This window comes from Oscillatoria nigro-viridis PCC 7112, assembly GCF_000317475.1.
GTDB classification, from domain to species: Bacteria; Cyanobacteriota; Cyanobacteriia; order Cyanobacteriales; family Microcoleaceae; genus Microcoleus; species Microcoleus nigroviridis.
This window is the reverse complement of the sequence record NC_019729.1, coordinates 7,046,801-7,063,632: the sequence shown is the minus strand read 5'-3', so window position 1 is coordinate 7,063,632 and position 16,832 is coordinate 7,046,801. Positions and strand designations below refer to the sequence as shown.

General features: G+C 44.6%; 12 protein-coding genes. 6 read left to right on the top strand and 6 right to left on the bottom strand.

Translation table 11 applies throughout. The features are described 5' to 3' along the window. Positions 1-873: 873 nt before the first annotated feature. A complete protein-coding gene (tnpC, locus tag OSC7112_RS29290; RefSeq protein WP_397319616.1) occupies positions 874-2,310 on the bottom strand; it encodes an IS66 family transposase in 1,437 nt (478 codons plus the stop codon). Positions 2,311-2,968: 658 nt separating this feature from the next. Next, a protein-coding gene (locus tag OSC7112_RS29285) for an ISKra4 family transposase (RefSeq protein ID WP_150111710.1) occupies positions 2,969-4,035 on the bottom strand; the annotation gives its coding sequence in 2 pieces (ribosomal slippage) (positions 2,969-3,465 and positions 3,465-4,035; 1,068 coding nt in all). 232 nt (positions 4,036-4,267) lie between these two features. Here OSC7112_RS29285 and OSC7112_RS29280 point away from each other — a divergent pair. Both OSC7112_RS29280 and OSC7112_RS29275 read left to right on the top strand, forming a co-directional pair. Continuing rightward, complete coding sequence (locus OSC7112_RS29280; RefSeq protein WP_015179303.1) at positions 4,268-6,196, top strand: sensor histidine kinase; 1,929 nt, start codon at positions 4,268-4,270, stop codon at positions 6,194-6,196. 565 nt (positions 6,197-6,761) lie between these two features. Continuing rightward, the gene (locus OSC7112_RS29275; RefSeq protein WP_015179302.1) at positions 6,762-7,292 is read left to right on the top strand and encodes a DUF937 domain-containing protein; all 531 of its coding nucleotides are present in this window, start codon (positions 6,762-6,764) and stop codon (positions 7,290-7,292) included. Between the two features lie 117 nt (positions 7,293-7,409). Here the strand turns inward: OSC7112_RS29275 and ilvD are convergent, their stop codons facing one another. Together ilvD and OSC7112_RS29265 are read right to left on the bottom strand one after the other, a co-directional pair. Next, the gene (ilvD, locus tag OSC7112_RS29270; RefSeq protein ID WP_015179301.1) at positions 7,410-9,095 is read right to left on the bottom strand and encodes a dihydroxy-acid dehydratase; all 1,686 of its coding nucleotides are present in this window, start codon (positions 9,093-9,095) and stop codon (positions 7,410-7,412) included. Positions 9,096-9,415: 320 nt separating this feature from the next. Continuing rightward, positions 9,416-10,606, bottom strand: coding sequence for an RNA-guided endonuclease InsQ/TnpB family protein (locus OSC7112_RS29265; protein WP_015179300.1), 1,191 nt, complete (start codon positions 10,604-10,606; stop codon positions 9,416-9,418). A gap of 274 nt (positions 10,607-10,880) precedes the next feature. Here OSC7112_RS29265 and OSC7112_RS29255 point away from each other — a divergent pair, with 274 nt between their 5' ends. Next, on the top strand, positions 10,881-11,723 hold the full coding sequence (locus tag OSC7112_RS29255) for a pentapeptide repeat-containing protein (protein ID WP_015179299.1): 843 nt from the start codon (positions 10,881-10,883) through the stop codon (positions 11,721-11,723). A gap of 94 nt (positions 11,724-11,817) precedes the next feature. After that, entirely contained in the window at positions 11,818-12,681 is an 864-nt protein-coding gene (locus tag OSC7112_RS29250) for a sulfite exporter TauE/SafE family protein (RefSeq protein ID WP_015179298.1), read from the top strand. A 135-nt stretch (positions 12,682-12,816) separates the two neighbouring features. Here the strand turns inward: OSC7112_RS29250 and OSC7112_RS29245 are convergent, their stop codons facing one another. Then, positions 12,817-13,635: a hypothetical protein gene (locus OSC7112_RS29245; protein ID WP_015179297.1), complete on the bottom strand. Its 819-nt coding sequence runs from the start codon at positions 13,633-13,635 to the stop codon at positions 12,817-12,819. A 507-nt stretch (positions 13,636-14,142) separates the two neighbouring features. Between OSC7112_RS29245 and OSC7112_RS29240 the strand changes: the two genes are divergently transcribed. Beyond that, positions 14,143-14,469 carry a hypothetical protein gene (locus tag OSC7112_RS29240; RefSeq protein ID WP_015179296.1) on the top strand — a complete coding sequence of 109 codons (327 nt, stop codon included), beginning with the start codon at positions 14,143-14,145 and terminating at the stop codon, positions 14,467-14,469. A 59-nt stretch (positions 14,470-14,528) separates the two neighbouring features. After that, positions 14,529-15,068, top strand: a complete 540-nt coding sequence (locus OSC7112_RS29235) for a GIY-YIG nuclease family protein (protein ID WP_015179295.1) — start codon at positions 14,529-14,531, stop codon at positions 15,066-15,068. A 386-nt stretch (positions 15,069-15,454) separates the two neighbouring features. Here OSC7112_RS29235 and OSC7112_RS29230 read toward each other — a convergent pair whose 3' ends face one another. Beyond that, the gene (locus tag OSC7112_RS29230; protein ID WP_015179294.1) at positions 15,455-16,777 is read right to left on the bottom strand and encodes a hybrid sensor histidine kinase/response regulator; all 1,323 of its coding nucleotides are present in this window, start codon (positions 16,775-16,777) and stop codon (positions 15,455-15,457) included. Between the last annotated feature and the right edge of the window lie 55 nt (positions 16,778-16,832).

Here is a 16,832-nt window from a genome sequence, read left to right as displayed (position 1 = left end):
TAGTTAGATTAAATGCACGTGACTGGTATTTTGTAAAAATAGCTGTTCCGGATTAATTGGACTCAACAAAAAGTGATAAAGATTTTATCTAAATGGCAAAAGCTATGCAGAAAACGGCTGGGCAATTTCCCGATCGCGGTTTAAAACAAAAGTTAAAATAAAAAAACCCTAGAGTTTTTATAAGAATGTATAGAAAATAAACTACCTACATACAACAGTATTAGATGAAATTCTAAATTGAAAAAAAAGCGTTATTATATTAAAATTACGACGAAAAAAAATACTAAAAAAAGGTTTATTTAGAAACGAGGGAGGAAGAGTCCTAAAGGAAACCAAGAAGCTGTATTACACCCAATTAAACCAGACCTAGATATATTAGAATTGGCTGTGGCGGTAGAAAAAATAGACTAAAAGTATTTGGATACATCAGGGTTTGGTGCTTCGATTTAACCGAGTTACACTTATTACCAACTTTCGGGAGCAAAAACTGCTGAAATCAAGGAGACGGCGCGATTGTAGATGATTGTATAAATTGTACAACATTAAATTAGCTGGGTTGACCGTTGAGTAATTGGGTTTTTTCATGGAACACTTATATAAATATAAGGGGGCAATAATGCACAACAAAATGCTAAATTATAGTTTTACAATGGTCGCCCAAAACAAGGAAATATACACCGAAATAGACATTTTAAAATTAAAACAAAAATAAAAAATTAGGTAACTGCTCACCGCAACTGCGTTGCGATATCGCAAATGGAGCCACAAGTGTTGAGTGAAACGCTGCCACGTTTTGTAGGAACGGGAAACTTCCCAAGCTCAAAATAGAGGCTCTCGCTAAAAATAGCTGCCGTCAAAAGCCCAAAATTAAGTTTAGTTGAACAATAAACCTGGAGGACTACGACCTGCTAAACAAAGTAACTCATATAATTGTGCTATCGCTTCATGTCCTTGCAATCGAACTGTTTCTAAAAAGCTAAACATTTGGGCTACTAATTGAGCGCCCCAATTACTGCGCGCTCCTCCAGTTACTTTCCGATGTACAACTACCGGACGTAAAGCTCTTTCGGCGTCATTGTTGTCAGGTTTAACTTCTGGATGGTCTAAAAAAGTAAACCACTCTGTCCAATAACGTTGCATCCGCTTGGCTAATCGTTGGGCATCGGCAGGCCAACCCTTAACAGGAGCATTAATTAAGACATTTTGCAATTGGGATTCTAGTACCCGACGCCCGGCCGCCATCGCGGACTGACTCAATTGACCAGCATGATATTCCCGATGCCTGCTTCTAGCAGTAGCTAAAATTTTAGTGACTGCTTCAGCTAATAGCCGATTGCCCTCAAAACGACTCTGTTTTAGTGCTTCTAAATCTCGCTCTAGGTGGGTCAAACATTTCTGTTTCGCTCCGGCTGATTGGGGGTTGTAAGCACTGAAACAATCACTACTGAGAATACCTTCAAAGTTTTCTCCCAATAGCTGTTTGAGTTCAGCACTACTGCGGGTAGGAGCTAATAGGAGTACGCAAACTCGATCGCTCGTTGCTACCCACAACCAATACTTGATGCCATCAATACAGTAAGTCGTTTCATCCACGCAGCGCACGCCGGGTTGTTGCACGTAGCTCAACCATTGCTGGTAGATGGGCTGCAAGCTTTCTTGGAAGTAACGCTGCATCTTGGCAAGAGTTCCTTGAGAGATGGGTACTCCCAAGACATGTTCCACGAAATATTCTTGTTTTCGCCAAGGTAAGTTACCCCCATATCCCAGCCAACCAACCACGCTACACAATCTACCGCCGTAGCTGAATCCTTCTTTAACACCAGGCGGTAATTGAGAGTATCCCGACCAACCACAATCGTTACATTGGCACAAAGGGCGACGATATTCTCTAATTTCTACGGGTTGCTCTATTAGTTCGGCTACTTGTTGTACTTTCTGTTTTGCTGCTGTCACTGGTTCCACTGCTTTTAGACACACCGGACATGTTTCTGGTGCCAACTCAATAATTTTGTCCGGCTGACCAAAGCCATTGCGTGTCTTGCCTGGATGGTCGTATTTGGGACCGCGTTTTTTCCCTTTTTTTCGCTTACTTTTGTCGCTGGGTTTTTTGAGCAGGTCTGCCGATGGGGGAGTCGAACTGTTTGATGAGGTGCGGTTTTTTAGCTTAGAGAGTGCTTCTTTTAACTGCTCGATCTCCTGTTGCTGCTCTTCTATCAACTGCTGTTTTTCTTGAAGTTTTCTCTGTTGCTGTTTGAGCTGCTGCTGTTGCTTGAGTAGCCATTCTGTCAAGGACAGCATTACCTGTGCCATCTTTTGAGTTGCGATGGCTATTTCATCTGGTTCCGAAGTCAGTGCAGTTGGTTTGAGCATGGAAGCTACTATACTCTATTTTTGCCTATTTGACTCAAATCCTGACGGAGCGATCGAGCGAACCCAGCTCGCTCGCTGACCTTGGCAATACCGCAACGCAGTTGCGGTGAGCAGTTACAAAATTAGGTATTACATATTTTTAGGTTTCCAAAAATTGAACTGAAATGAACCCAATTGAATAGGAGTGGAAAACCATGAAAAAAGATGAAGTAGTGGGAGAGATATTCGACTCGAAGTTAGAAGTTGCCACGCCGTAATTCATGGATTAGAAGTTAGAGGAGAAAGAGAGAACTACCGTACACAATGTGTTTAATTTAAGTTTAATCACGCTACTTAATATTTAGTTGCATAAAAATTATTTTTCCCGCCAAGCTACTTAAGCTACAGCTTATTACCCGACTGAACTGCCTGCTGGCTTATTTGCATCTACCTGCTTATTTATTCGGTGATTTATTCGATCGCAAGTCTAGCAATACTTTTTAATTAACAACAAAATATGACATTAAGTACACAGAAACCCGGTTTTTTAACACCAGCGCCTCTTGGAAGCTCCGAAATTAGAAACAAGAAACGGGTGCATCTCACTTTGGCACATACATCAAATTGAAAGTTGACCGTTGAGATAAGCACAGCGAAGAGCAAGCATAGAGGAAACGTTCTCAATATTCCATTGCGCTCCCGATATTTTTACCCTTAATCCAATGCGTTTTATTGTTGATTCCACTGTTCCAGAACCAATCGAACTTATGGATTCTTCTTTGTAGTATTGGTAATTTACTATTCGGCAGCGATGGGTATCTAAATAATTGCAAAACGTTTTAAATGCTTGACCTTTAAAGTCTTTAAATAAATTTATAACTTCATCAACTTTGCCTTGCCATAACATATTTTCGGCTAATTTCAATCGTTTTATTGAACCCCCTACCTTGTAGAGATTTTCTTTCAGATGATACCAATCTAAGATTTCTTGTCTTTGTTCATTGTCTCCAATTTCTTTAAATATGTTCCAAATTCCGGCATGGCCATCTCCGAGGCAATACATAGGATGTAGTAATTTTTGGCTATTAGTCCAATCAATTAAATCTTGATTATTTTGAAAAACGCTCCCGCATAAATATTATCTAAACACACGGCTTTATAGTCTTTCCAGTAACAGCTCTCGCCCTTGGTTGCGTTGCGTAGTCTGACTTTACCGCCATCCAATGTAATTTCTTTGACTCCTTGTTGAGATGTAGGCAATTCCAATTCTTGTCTTTTGACTAATCTTTGTAATGTACTGTGAGAAATTTTGATCCCAGTAAATTTTTCCAAATCTTTTTCTGCCATTTGATAAGATTCGTTAGCACTGATTAAAAGACAGCAATTTTCCATCAGGGGACTAAATTGACTGTAAGCTTTTAAGCCAAAATATTTTGCCTGATTATCTGTAATGTCGAGCGATCCGATTATTGATTTTATTTTTCGGGGTTTTCCTGTTTGAATTCCTGATACTGCTGAAAAAAAAAGACTACCTATTTCTGGACCAACCTCTGATAACATTTTCTGACGGACTGCTTTTTCTATACTTTCAAAAGTTTTTAACTCAGTTGGCTCTGTATTTCTGTAAAGAATTTTTGCTACCGCTTTTAAGTGGGCTTTTAGTTGTTGTTGGTCTGAGGGTGTCATTTTATTTACCTCATCTTTATTTGACGATTTTACTAGCTTTTTCATTTTAACTCTTTTTTGACACATTCGCAAAAGTGAGATGCACCCCAAGAAACCGGGTTTCTTAGGCAAGGTAAGAGTATCCTAAGTTACAAAAATTATCACATTAAATATCAATGCGGTACTCTCAAATCAGCCGCGAGTTAAGTTAGACTGAATTGTCAGTGCGTGAATTATTCACAGGTTAGCATCTATGCAGCTCAAACATCTGAATCAGCCTTCACAAGAACTCTCTACCTCTTGCGAGCATAAGATCAAAGAGAGCCACCCACTCAAGCCCAATTATTTCGCTCACATAGCCCGTTCCTTGGGCAACCTCAGTATTCGCGACAAAATCAGCAGTGGGTACGCACTGGCTCTTTGTGTTGCGATTGGGGGAACGAGTGTCGGGATGTTGGCGGGCAATCATTACTATCGCAGAACTAACAATCAAGTACACATCGATCGAGCAAGTCAGTTTTTAAATAAGCTGCAGGTGGCTTTACTGCGGACGCAAAATAGCCAAGAATGGCTCAGTTACGGGCTGGAACAGCCCCAAATATTTGACAGAAAATACCAAGAGTTACAAAATAATCTTTCCCATTTAAAAGTGTTGTTTTCAGAAGTTAAAAAGTATAATTATTTGGAACACATTGAAGGGATAGAAAAAATTAGAATGACTTGCGATTCGCTACGGGCTAATTATATTTATCCACTAGAAATCGTCAATAAAAAAATTAGTAAGTTGCCAAACAACCCCGCTCAACAAAGTATTAAACGTAAGTTGCTGTTGAATTTAGAGCGATATAAAATTGGGTTGCAACTAGATAGGGCGGTCAATGATATAGCAGAAATTATCGATCGCGCCCAAGAGCAAGAAGATGCAGGGCGGGAGGATCTGCTGCGAGCCCAGACGCTGCGGGTGCAAATAATTTTGGGTAGCATGGTAATGTCGATCGTCGTTGCAGCAGTGCTGGCGGGCTTCACCAGTCGGGCGATCGCCAAACCCCTCGCCGCTGTAACTAAAATCGCTCAGCGAGTGACTGAAGAATCTAATTTTCAGTTGCAAGTACCAGTTACCAGCACCGATGAAGTGGGAGTATTAGCAGCTTCGCTGAATCAACTGATTCAGAAAGTAAATCAGTTGCTAGAAGAATTGAAATCTGAACAACAAAGCCAGATACTTCAAAATGAGAAAATGGCAACTTTGGGGCGGATGTTAGCCGGTGTTGCTCACGAAGTTAACAACCCAATCAATTTTATCTATGCCAATATCGATCCTGCCAGAAATTACGTTGAAGATATTTTAGATTTGCTCAAAACTTACGAAACAGAAATTGCCAACCCGCCTGCCGCAGTGCTGGCGAAAGGCGAAGAAATAGACATCGGTTTTCTGAAACAAGATTTGCTCAAAATATTTGACTCGATGCAAGTAGGGGCTGAAAGAGCCAAAGCTATTATCTTAAGTTTGAAAGATTTTTCTCGCCTCGATGAGGAAGCCCCTCATCCCGTCGATTTGCACGCCTGCATAGACAGCAGTTTGCTGATTCTCAACAGCCGCATCAAACAAGGCATTGAAGTGGTGCGACATTACGGCAATATTCCGACTGTGGAAGGCTATATGGGTTTGCTTTACCAGGTATTTGTGAATCTTCTCAACAATGCACTAGATGCTGTGGAAGAGAAAGCAAAAATTGAGAAATCCAGCTCTGAGGAGACGAAAAAACAATCGGCTTCGGAGTCACTCCAGGAAGCACCGAGTTTTTCGCCGAGGATTGCGATCGCTACAGAATACTTGGACGACGACTCAGTGGTAGTGCGAATTTCTGATAACGGTACGGGAATAGCACCAGAGAGCCAAGAAAAAATGTTTGAAACATTCTTTACTACTAAACCGAGAGGTGTAGGTACTGGTTTGGGATTGGCAATTGGTCGCGAAATTATCGTTAAGAAACACGGGGGGACAATTAACTTTTGGTCTGAGGTGGGAACGGGGACGGAATTTTCGATCGCCCTGCCGATCAAGCATGAGGATTTAAGGCAAAATACGCTCTTACAACCTCCAGTTGCTCGTGAATATAATTCCCTAGGCAACGAGAACGTGCCAACCAAGCCCGAAAAAAGAGGAACTGTAAAAACTTAGGATCGCGAATTAAATAATTTACACTCTTGAAAGTAGGGTTGGCTCTTATAGCCCGCCCTTTCTGGACGGGCGGGACGCCCATCCCACAAGTACCATTAAAATTGTAAGTTATTTAATTCTCATTCCTTAACAATCATCAGTTTTTATCCCTATCTCCAAAAAGAATGCAGCGGCAAGCAAACTCCCCACTCTGATGTCAGAATTCATTCCCCATCTAAAATCTAAAATCTAAAATCTAAAATCTAAAATTGTATTAGATTGGTTGCTGACAATCAAGCATCCAGGATACAAGCCCCCGGATTCATCCGTCCCGAAATAAAAAATATTTATCCGATAGATAAACAAGCCCCCGAATTTATTCGTGGGGTCAATGCTTCAATTCTAAAATCTAAAATCTAAAATCTAAAATCTAAAATCTAAAATCTAAAATCTAAAATCGATTGACTGGCTGTCGCTCCCCCACTCCATGAGCGATCGCACCCAAATCAAAACTATTTTTCGTAATCTTGAAAAACAGGATTTGCTATAATTTAAAGTTGAGAAACAACTGTACGGAGCGAAAATTATGGGACTATTTGACCAAATTTTGAGCGCGATCGACAATCCCAACCAACAAGCAAACCCCAATCAGTTGGGCAACATTCTCGGTGCGGTAGAGCAGTTGAGCAGCAACCAGGGCGTCGATGCGGGTACGACTCAGTTGGCGATGTCGGTTTTGGGCGGATACGTGCGATCGGCATTGCAAGACGTGCGATCGCAGTCGGGAGACGCACAAGCTCAAGAAGTTGTCAACCAATTTAGCGGCACAAATCCCAATCCCCAAGCAGTACAAAGTTTGTTCGGAGCAGGCCAACTCACGCAGATAGTGGCCGATATCGCCCAAAGAACCGGTTTGAATAACGCGACAGTGCAAGCAATGATACCTGTTTTGGTGCCGCTAGTCCTGAATTTGCTACAAACCGGCAGCAACGCCCAAAACCCAGCCCAAGGCAGCAATCCCGTTTTGAATACGTTTTTAGATGCAGATGGAGACGGCGACGTAGATATTACTGACGCCATGTCGATGGCAGGCCGCTTTTTGAATCAGCGCAGTTAATTGGGGGATTTTGTAACCGCAGATATCAGCGGATGGACACAGATGAACGCCGATAGGATTTTATCTGCGTTAATCTGCGTTAATCTGCCTTCATCTGCGGTTGCAAAAACTCCTACTTTAACCCAAACCCAAATCAGTCACAGCACCAACACTGCTAGAAGAAACCAACTTCGCATATTTAGCCAAAACGCCCTTAGTATAGCGAGGTTTAGGAGGCTGCCAAAGAGCGCGCCGCTGCTCCAATTCTGCATCAGAAATATTGAGCTGCAACAAGCGATTGTTAGCATCAATTGTAATTGAATCGCCCTCTTTTACCAGAGCAATTGTCCCGCCAACTTGCGCCTCGGGTGCAACGTGACCGACCACCATTCCGTAAGTTCCGCCAGAGAAGCGACCGTCAGTAATTAACCCTACAGAATCGCCCAAACCAGCGCCAATAATTGCCGAAGTTGGTGCTAACATTTCGCGCATTCCCGGCCCGCCTTTGGGCCCTTCGTAGCGGATGATAATCACATCTCCGGCTTTAATTTTGCCGGCTAAAATTGCATCCAAACAATTTTCTTCAGATTCAAATACGCGCGCCGGGCCGGTAATTTGCGGTTTTTTAACGCCAGTAATTTTAGCAACTGCTCCTTCTGTTGCCAGATTTCCCCTGAGAATTGCTAAATGTCCTTGGGCGTAAAGCGGGTTGTTCCAAGGGCGGATGACATCTTGGTCGGTGCGGGGTTCGGCTGGAATATCTGCCAACACTTGGGCAACAGTTTGACCGGTAATTGTCAGGGCGTCGCCGTGCAGCAAACCGTGTTCTAGCAGCATTTTCATTACTTGAGGAATGCCGCCGGCTTTGTGCAAATCGGTTGCTACGTATTTGCCGCTGGGTTTGAGGTCGCACAGCACCGGTACTTTTGCTCGAATAGTTTCAAAATCGTCGAGGGACAGTTCAACTCCGATCGCATTGGAAATGGCCAATAAATGCAGCACAGCGTTGGTGGAACCGCCGATTGCCATGATGACCGCGATCGCATTTTCAAAAGCCGCTCGTGTCAAAATTTGGCTCGGTAACAACTGTTTGCGGACAGCTTCCACGACAACTTTTGCAGATTCGGCAGCGCTGTCAGCTTTTTCGGCATCCTCAGCAGCCATTGTCGAAGAATAAGGCAAACTCATGCCCATCACTTCAAAGGCGCTGGACATGGTATTTGCTGTGTACATTCCGCCGCAAGAACCCGCACCCGGACAAGCTTTTTGTTCCACTGCATTGAGTTCTGTTTCGTCAATTTTGCCCGCGCTGAATTGACCGACTGCTTCAAAAGCGCTGACAACGGTTAAATCCCGTCCGTTGTGGTGTCCTGGTTTGATCGTGCCGCCGTAAACAAAAATAGCAGGAATGTTCATGCGGGCGATCGCAATCATCGCCCCCGGCATATTTTTATCGCAACCGCCGACAGCCAGCAACCCGTCCATACTTTGGCCGTTGCAAACAGTTTCTATCGAATCAGCAATCACATCTCTCGACACCAGAGAATATTTCATCCCTTCAGTTCCCATCGAGATCCCGTCGCTGATAGTAATCGTACCGAACATCTGCGGCATCGCCCCAGCTTCCCTTGCACCCGCAATAGCCCGCAGTGCGAGTTCATTCAATCCCATATTGCAGGGGGTAATCGTGCTGTACCCGTTGGCAATCCCCACAATCGGCTTGGTGAAATCACCGTCACCAAAACCGACTGCCCGCAGCATTGCCCGGTTGGGCGCGCGCTGCACGCCTCCAGTCACAGCTTGGCTTCTCAAATTTTCAGGCATTTTAAAATTTCCTTTCTCTGTTGTCTCTTGTTCAGTTGTCTGTTGTCTGTCGCTGTTTTGCTTTGAGGACTAAGGGCCACGGGCATGGGAACCCTCAAGTTGTAGGGTGCTCTACTAATTCGATTATGAACGGATTATCAAGGGTTTCGGATAGTAGAGTACCTTACTAAGGGTGACACGCTTGCCTTAGTCCTGTCTTTGCTGCTGGCGGCTGACGGCCGAGTGCCGAGAGTTTTACGCTATTTTTGATTTTCTCAGAAGCGTTGATATTTTTGACAGCTCCTCGGCCCGAAGGCACGAGGATTCTTGGTTCATTGGGACTACTCACGTAGCTTGCCCTCCCCAAAATTCACTGCGATTTGCCCAACCGCTGTATATCCGCGCTGCAACACCACTTGCGCGGCTGCCACATCTCGATTTGTTTCATAGCCACAGGTTTGACATTTATGCACCCGTTCGGATAGTTCTTTTTTGCCTGTATGAGTTTGACATCTGGGACAAGTTTGACTTGTTCCGTTTGGGTTTACAGACGCAAAGTACGCACCTCGCTTAAAGCAAACATGGCTCAAGATATTCAAGAACTGACCAAACCCTGCATCAAGCGTGTGTTTGCCAACCATTCCGGCTGACATTGCTTTGAGGTTCAAATCAGAAGCAAATACTGTTTGGGCTGCGTTGCATAAATGATGAGCGGTCTTAAAATGAAAATATGAGCGACTGTTCGAGATGTATTCGTGGTGCAAGGCTATTCGGTGATGAATTTGACGAAACTTTCTAGAGCCTTTTTTCTTGCGATTGAGTTGACGTTGCAGCAATTTCAGCTTGCGTTGTCCATCCACAAAAAATCGAGGTCTATCAATCAATTCACCATCAGAAGTTGCCAAAAAATGTCCTAACCCTAAATCAATCCCTAATCCATGCCCTGAAGGTGAGGCTTGAGGTACGGCGACATCACATTGCAAAGTGAGCATGGCATAGTAGCCAGATGCCCTTTTAATCACGCGAATTTGCTTGACATCAAACCCTTGAGGGATTGGACGCGACAGGTGCATTTTTACCAGCCCTATCTTGGGCAGGTTGACCCAATCGGCACCATCAAATCGTTTAACGGATTCTAGATTCAATTGAGGGAACACAAATGAGCGCATCCGTTTTTTGAATCTAGGAAAACTGTGTCCTCGTTCCCACATCGCCACAAACGCTGCCTCTAGTTGGCGCAACGCCTGCTGCAAGACATGGGTGTGAGGCAATTTCAACTCAGGAATTAACTTCTTTGCGGATGCTAATGATTTGCATTGGCCCGCAAAGGTTGGACGCGGTGCATCATCCGGGATAATGTATTCCTGCTTGATGCTGCACGAGTTGATATCACACTTACGAGAATTAACCCAATCTTTTCGTTCTCGCAATCCAAAGTTGTAGACCTTGCGGCAAATATTGAGCCACTGGTCGAAAGTTTGGCGTTGCGTATCGGTAGGAATGAGCTTGTACTCGTAGGTTAGATTTAACATACAATCATTGTAGAGCCAACCTGAATAAATGCGGTGCTGTTTATTCAAAAACCTTGCTTGAGAGATTCCGAACCGAAAGTCCCCCTAGAAGGGGGAGGTTTGTATCCCATTTTTTTGGTCAGGCCTTTTCGGAGGGAGTGGCACAGCAGTGCCACCAAAGCAGTGCAAAGATTTTACAGATACTACAGCGTGCAGAGTGAATACCCTAGTTATCTGGGATGATGTGGTAACACCCATCACTCTAACGTTTAAAAAAAATTGCGAGGCGAATGACATGGAGGCCGATCGAATTCTGAGGCAATATGCGGCCGGAGAAAGAAATTTTCGAGAAATTAACCTCGCGGGGGCCGACTTAAAAGGGGTAAACCTCAGCGAGGCTAACTTTACCAGAGCGAATTTCCAAGACGCAAACCTCAAAGGCGCTAACCTGACAGGAGCGAACTTGCGCGAGGTGAAATTGGCAGGGGTGGACTTGACGGAAGCCAACCTCAGCGAAGCAAATCTCATCGGTACCGATTTGAGCCGTGCCAATCTCAGCGGGGCTAACCTGATGGGAGCAAACCTGCGCGGCTCAATGGCGAGAGAAGTCAACATGACCAAGGCTAATTTGACCGAAGCTAATTTGACCGAAGCCAACTTTACCGAAGCGAATTTGTTTGCGGCTAACTTAACCGACGCTAGCATGATTCGCATTAATTTGATGAAGGCAAATTTGAGTTGGTCAACTCTCAAAGCGGTAAACCTGACAAATGCCATCCTCAGCGAGTCGCTTTTAGAAAGAGCTAATCTGACTCAGGCAATTCTTAGCGGGGCGATGGTGAGCGGGGCAAACCTGACTGGTGCAGACTTGCGCCAAGTAACTATGGTTGGAGCTAATCTCACCGAAGCTAATCTGAGCAATGCTAATTTGAGAGTTGCTAATGTGAGTTGGTCAACGCTGGCAAGAGCTAATTTGAGCGGTGCTAATTTGTACCGGGCAAAGCTGTGCTGGTCTAATTTTAGCGGCGCTGTTTTGGTGGAAGCTGTTTTGATTGATGCTAATCTCAATCGAACTAACTTCCGCGATGCAGATTTGAGGCGGGCAATTATGCCGGACGGCACAACTAATGATTCTTAAAATTTGACTGTGGACTGTTAACTGTTAACTGTGGACTGTTAACTGTTGACTGTGGACTGTTAACTGTTAACTGTTGACTAATGACTAATGACTAATGACTATCAGTGAATTATTGATGTTGGGTGCGGCGGGAATTTTTGCCGGAATTCTAGCTGGATTGTTGGGTATCGGTGGCGGTACGGTGCTCGTGCCTTTGTTGGTGGCTCTCAATTACGCTCCGGTGCAAGCGGTTGCTACTAGCGGTTTGTCGATCGTCATTACAGCTATTTCTGGCAGCATCCAGAATTGGCGCATGGGCTACCTCAGCTTGAGCCAAGTCGCAGGCATCGGATTTCCCGCCGTCATCACAGCACAAATCGGTGCTTATTTGGCGGGGATATTTCCGCCTTACTTGCTGTTACTTACTTTTGGGCTGTTGCTGTGGCTGAATATTTATTTGATTGAAGTTCGCAAGCACCTGACAGCTAAGCAGAAAGCGGAACTAGAACCAGGGGAACTGGGAGGACAAGCGGGACAAGAAGAAAATGCTCAATTACCAATTACCAATCACGAATTACCCAATAATTCAAATATTATATTCCATCCAACTTTTGCTAAAATTGCTACCGGCAGTGCCGCGGGTTTATTAGCGGGTTTGTTCGGCGTAGGCGGCGGCGTGATTATGGTTCCCCTGCAAATTTTGCTGTTAGGAGAAAGCATTAAAACTGCGATTCAAACCAGCTTGGGCGTCATCGTCATCACGGCAATTTCGGCGACGGCGGGACACGCGGCGCGCGGGAATGTTTTGTGGGTTGTGGGGTTAATTCTTGGCGGCGGCGGTTTGTTGGGCGCGCAGGTGAGCACGCGGTTTTTGCCGAGATTGCCCGATCGTATTGTTAGTTTAGCTTTTCGATCGTTCTTGGCAGTATTATCGATTTATGTTTTCTGGCAAGCTTGGCAAAAATTTAGTAACGGGTAATTGGTAATTGGTAATGGGTAATAGAGAATTGGTAAAGGTAATTGAGAATTGGTAATTGAGGCAGAGCCTCCGGGTATGTATTCCCAGGCTCTGCCTGGGAACAAGGTTATGGCTACAATGACAGTTGGCTACTGACTACTGACTGCTGACTGCTGACTGCTGACTGAGTTTCTTCACGGCGCGAGTCAGACGCTGCAAATAAGGCTTGAATATTTCTTGATTTTGCCTCTGCAACTCGGAAACTTGCTGTTGCAAATGCTGAATCTCGGTTTGCAGCATCCCTGTGTCTATTGTGGGTCGATCGAGCAAGTCCTGCAATTGCTCGATCGACCCTTGGATTGTATCCAAGTCTACTTCGTTCGATCGCTCCTGTAACTGAGCCGTAATAGTTTTAACTTCAGTTAACTTTTCGCCCATCAATAAAAATCTGACGTTGACATTTTCCCAATCATGCTCTCTGAGGGCGCTAGTTTCCAAAAGGCGGAGTTTTTGCTGCAAATCGGACAGTTGCGTGTAGAGTTCCTGAGAGTCGGCCGGCAGCGCCTGGGCTTGGCGTTCGAGGGAGGCTACGGCAGCTTGTACCTCGGCGATGGCCCCGGATTCCAAGCCGCTTAGTTTCTGCTGCAAGTCGGAGACGGCAGTGTAGAGTTCCGCAGGTTCTCCAGGTAGTATCTGAACTTGCTGCGAGCGACGTTCTACTGCGGCCTGTACGTCCGCAATCGCAGAATTTGCCTTTTGTTGCATTTGTTGCTCGAAACGCTGGCGATTGGCAAGATTTAGCGAGAGTGCTGCGGTTAAGGGGGCGGCAGCGTAGACAATTTGGCCCGACAATCCTGCTGCAATCGTGCCAATCGCTGAACCGGCAACAGAGGCGTATTCTACCAATTCTAGCCAGTCCGGCTGGTTCGGGACACTTCTGGAAGCTGGGAATGATGATTTTTCAATCTTCTGCATAGCCTTTTAGTCGTAGTCGGATAGATGGCGATACCGACATGATAAAAGCGATCGGCAAATAAATCAGGGCTGTTTGTCAAAATTTCCTGATTGTGGTATTTTTATTGACCGAAAGCATCCAGGATTCAAGCCCCCAAATTCATCCGTCCAGAAATAAAAAACCTGTATCCGATAAAGGAGGCCCCGAATTTATCTCGCGCAAGTCAGTCGATTTGAGATTTGAGATTTGAGATTTTAGATTTACCCCACAGATAAATCTGGGAACTTGAACTAGGGTCTAAAATTTTTATCTTTCTACGACTCCTGTACGTGGCATGGTATCCGTTTGTGGGCTGGGTCAATCCTTCAATTCTAAAATCTCAAATCTCAAATCTCAAATCGATTGACCTCCTGCCGAATACGTTCTGCCTTCAAAAAAGTCAATCTCAGGTAAAATTCAGGATTAAGTCGATCGCTCAACACTTAACCGATAACCGTTAACCGCCGTCTGTCAGGAGTATACAGAAAATGGGTCTCAAGATTATTGAAAGCTACGATAGCAGTTTTGTCCTCGAACCCGATGCTAAAACTGCACTGTTCGGTTTATTAACCGGTGAAAGCTTTCGCCAACAAGTAGCGCTACAATTGCAGTGCTCGCGCGTTGAGTTTGCCGAGTTACTTTTTCAACCAGTCCCTTACAGCACCGAGACGCCGAAGGGAATGCCTGCGGAGTTTGAAAAGTATCATGAATCGAGCGATTTTGCGATCGTCAACGTCCCGCCTAATTTCATGTTCCAAGCCAAAATATTTAAACCCAGCCGCCTCTGTGCAATTTATCGAGTTTTCAAGAGTTAAGTAAAGGCTCGTTAATCTGTGGTTTAATCTAAAATCTAAAATCTAAAATCTAAAATCGGATGACAGAAGACATTCAATCTCTCGCCAGCTTAGAATTCATTCCATACATAGACTCCGAGGGTAAATTGCCCGATTTTGTCCAGGGGAAAATCGGCGTTTACGCGATTTTTGACAGCGAGAAAGTCCTGCAATTTGTCGGCTATTCTCGCGACATTTACCTCAGTCTCAAACAGCATTTGGTACGCCAAACCCAATATTGCTACTGGCTGAAAGTCCAAACTATTGACAAGCCCAGCCGCACTATTTTAGAAAGCATCCGATCCAGTTGGATTGCCGAAAACGGTTCCCAACCCCAAGGCAACGGTGTCGATGCTGCCAAGTGGAACGATCCCATCGACACCAAAACTGTAATGACTGCCGAAGAAACGGCAAATTATGAAGGCATCTTCGCCGATGAAATTGCCAAAGATAAATTGTTAAAAAATGTCGCGCGGCGCGTGGAAAATGAAATTTTCGCGCTGCTGAAAGCTCGCGGCGTAACTGAAGAAATCCGGTTTAATCCCAAGCTGAAAACTAGCGGATTGCTGGATTTAAAGTAAATACGCTCTCTGGTCAATTCCCCACAATCAGCCCCTGTTTGTAATGAGGACTCCTATCAAATCCGGTAGCATTATAATTAATATTACCCACAGCTTTCGAGACGGTGCCGTGTCCGTTGGTCTCAACTTAAGCCTTTAGTCCGCCAGTCCTCCCCCTCACCCGGCACACCGCCAGGGAATGAATTCCACGGGGCTTATAGCGAAAGTCCTCGCTTCCGAGGACTGGATAATTTATTAGTCCTCGGAAGCGAGGACTTTCGCTTTGAGGCAGGGGTTTCAACCCCTGACGGACTGACGGAATATCGGTTTTACCTTAAACAGATGCTCGCGTACAATCTATCTGATATATCCTCTAGGTATGTTAAATTTTAAAATGTTGAAATTTATTAAAATTTAACAGATATCGGAATCTGCACAATTAACTTGGTTCCTCGGCCCGGAGCAGAAATACAACTGATTTGACCTCGATGTTTTTCCACTACAATATCGTGACTGATTGCCAACCCTAATCCAATACCGCGCCCGACAGGCTTCGTAGTAAAAAAGGGGTCAAATATCTGGTGGCGCACTTCCTCGCTCATCCCACAACCGTTATCGGCAATGTGAATAACAACGGATTTAGAGTTGTGAGTGGCTAATTTTGAATCTTGATTGTGCAGTGCCGATTCTGACTCACAACTTAGTGAAGTGCTGATGGTAATTTTTCGGGGAGACGGTTGAGTTTCCAGGGCATCAATAGCATTACTTAGCAGGTTCATGAACACCTGATTTAATTCACTGGCGTAACAGGTGACTCTTGGGAGTTGGCTGTAGTGTTTAATGACCTCTATCTCACCAGCTTTGTTTGTTCCCTTCAGCCGGTGCTGCAAAATAACCAAAGTATTGTCAATGCTTTCATGAATATCCACTGGCTTGTACTTTTGTTCGCCAAGGCGGGTGAATTTCCGCAAAGACATCACAATTTCGGTAATCCGAGAAGCACCCTCTCTCATCGAATTCAGCAGTTTTGGATAATCCTCTGCGATGAATTCGGGTTGAATCTCGTTCAATTCGCCGATAATTTCTGCAACGGGGTGGGGGTAGTAATGTCGGTACAATTCGAGGAGGCGAAGCAAATCTCGTGCATAGTCCGCCGCTAGAGCAATATTACCGTAGATAAAGCTGACGGGATTGTTGATTTCGTGAGCAATTCCTGCCGCTAGCTGACCTAAAGAAGCCATTTTTTCCTTCTGTATTAACTGAGCTTGAGTTTTCTTGAGTTCAGTTACGGTTTGTTCGAGTTGCTGGGCGTAGGATTGTGTTTGCTGGAACAACTGGCGCTGCACGAGTTGATTTGAGACGCGGGCGAGAACTTCTTGTTCGTGAAACGGTTTTGTGATATAATCGACACCGCCAACTTCAAAGGCTTTGACTTTATCTAATACTTCATTCAAAGCGCTGATAAAAATAATTGGAATGTCCTTGGTTGTGGTAGAAGCTTTCAAGGCTTGGCAGACTTTGTAGCCGTCCATACCGGGCATCATGATGTCGAGCAAAATCAAGTCAGGAGGAGTTAATTCGATCGACCGCAGCGCTAGTTTGCCGTCGGGTGCGGTGCGTGTTTTGTACCCTTGCTGCGAGAGTATTTGAGCTAAAAGTTGCAAATTAGCCGGAATATCATCAACAATTAAAATATTCCCTTTTAAGACGGGAGTTGGTTCGTAATTCATATCTAGTTCGGTAACATAACCTCTATAAACTTGTAGTGAGTACGATCGTCCTAGC

What these genes read in the sequence shown, in the direction of transcription:
- tnpC (WP_397319616.1), bottom strand. Translation starts at nt 2,310, where the DNA reads ATGGCACAGGTAATGCTGTCCTTGACAGAATGGCTACTCAAGCAACAG.
- OSC7112_RS29280 (WP_015179303.1), top strand. Translation starts at nt 4,268, where the DNA reads ATGCAGCTCAAACATCTGAATCAGCCTTCACAAGAACTCTCTACCTCT.
- OSC7112_RS29275 (WP_015179302.1), top strand. Translation starts at nt 6,762, where the DNA reads ATGGGACTATTTGACCAAATTTTGAGCGCGATCGACAATCCCAACCAA.
- ilvD (WP_015179301.1), bottom strand. Translation starts at nt 9,095, where the DNA reads ATGCCTGAAAATTTGAGAAGCCAAGCTGTGACTGGAGGCGTGCAGCGC.
- OSC7112_RS29265 (WP_015179300.1), bottom strand. Translation starts at nt 10,606, where the DNA reads ATGTTAAATCTAACCTACGAGTACAAGCTCATTCCTACCGATACGCAA.
- OSC7112_RS29255 (WP_015179299.1), top strand. Translation starts at nt 10,881, where the DNA reads ATGGAGGCCGATCGAATTCTGAGGCAATATGCGGCCGGAGAAAGAAAT.
- OSC7112_RS29250 (WP_015179298.1), top strand. Translation starts at nt 11,818, where the DNA reads ATGACTATCAGTGAATTATTGATGTTGGGTGCGGCGGGAATTTTTGCC.
- OSC7112_RS29245 (WP_015179297.1), bottom strand. Translation starts at nt 13,635, where the DNA reads ATGCAGAAGATTGAAAAATCATCATTCCCAGCTTCCAGAAGTGTCCCG.
- OSC7112_RS29240 (WP_015179296.1), top strand. Translation starts at nt 14,143, where the DNA reads ATGGGTCTCAAGATTATTGAAAGCTACGATAGCAGTTTTGTCCTCGAA.
- OSC7112_RS29235 (WP_015179295.1), top strand. Translation starts at nt 14,529, where the DNA reads ATGACAGAAGACATTCAATCTCTCGCCAGCTTAGAATTCATTCCATAC.
- OSC7112_RS29230 (WP_015179294.1), bottom strand. Translation starts at nt 16,777, where the DNA reads ATGAATTACGAACCAACTCCCGTCTTAAAAGGGAATATTTTAATTGTT.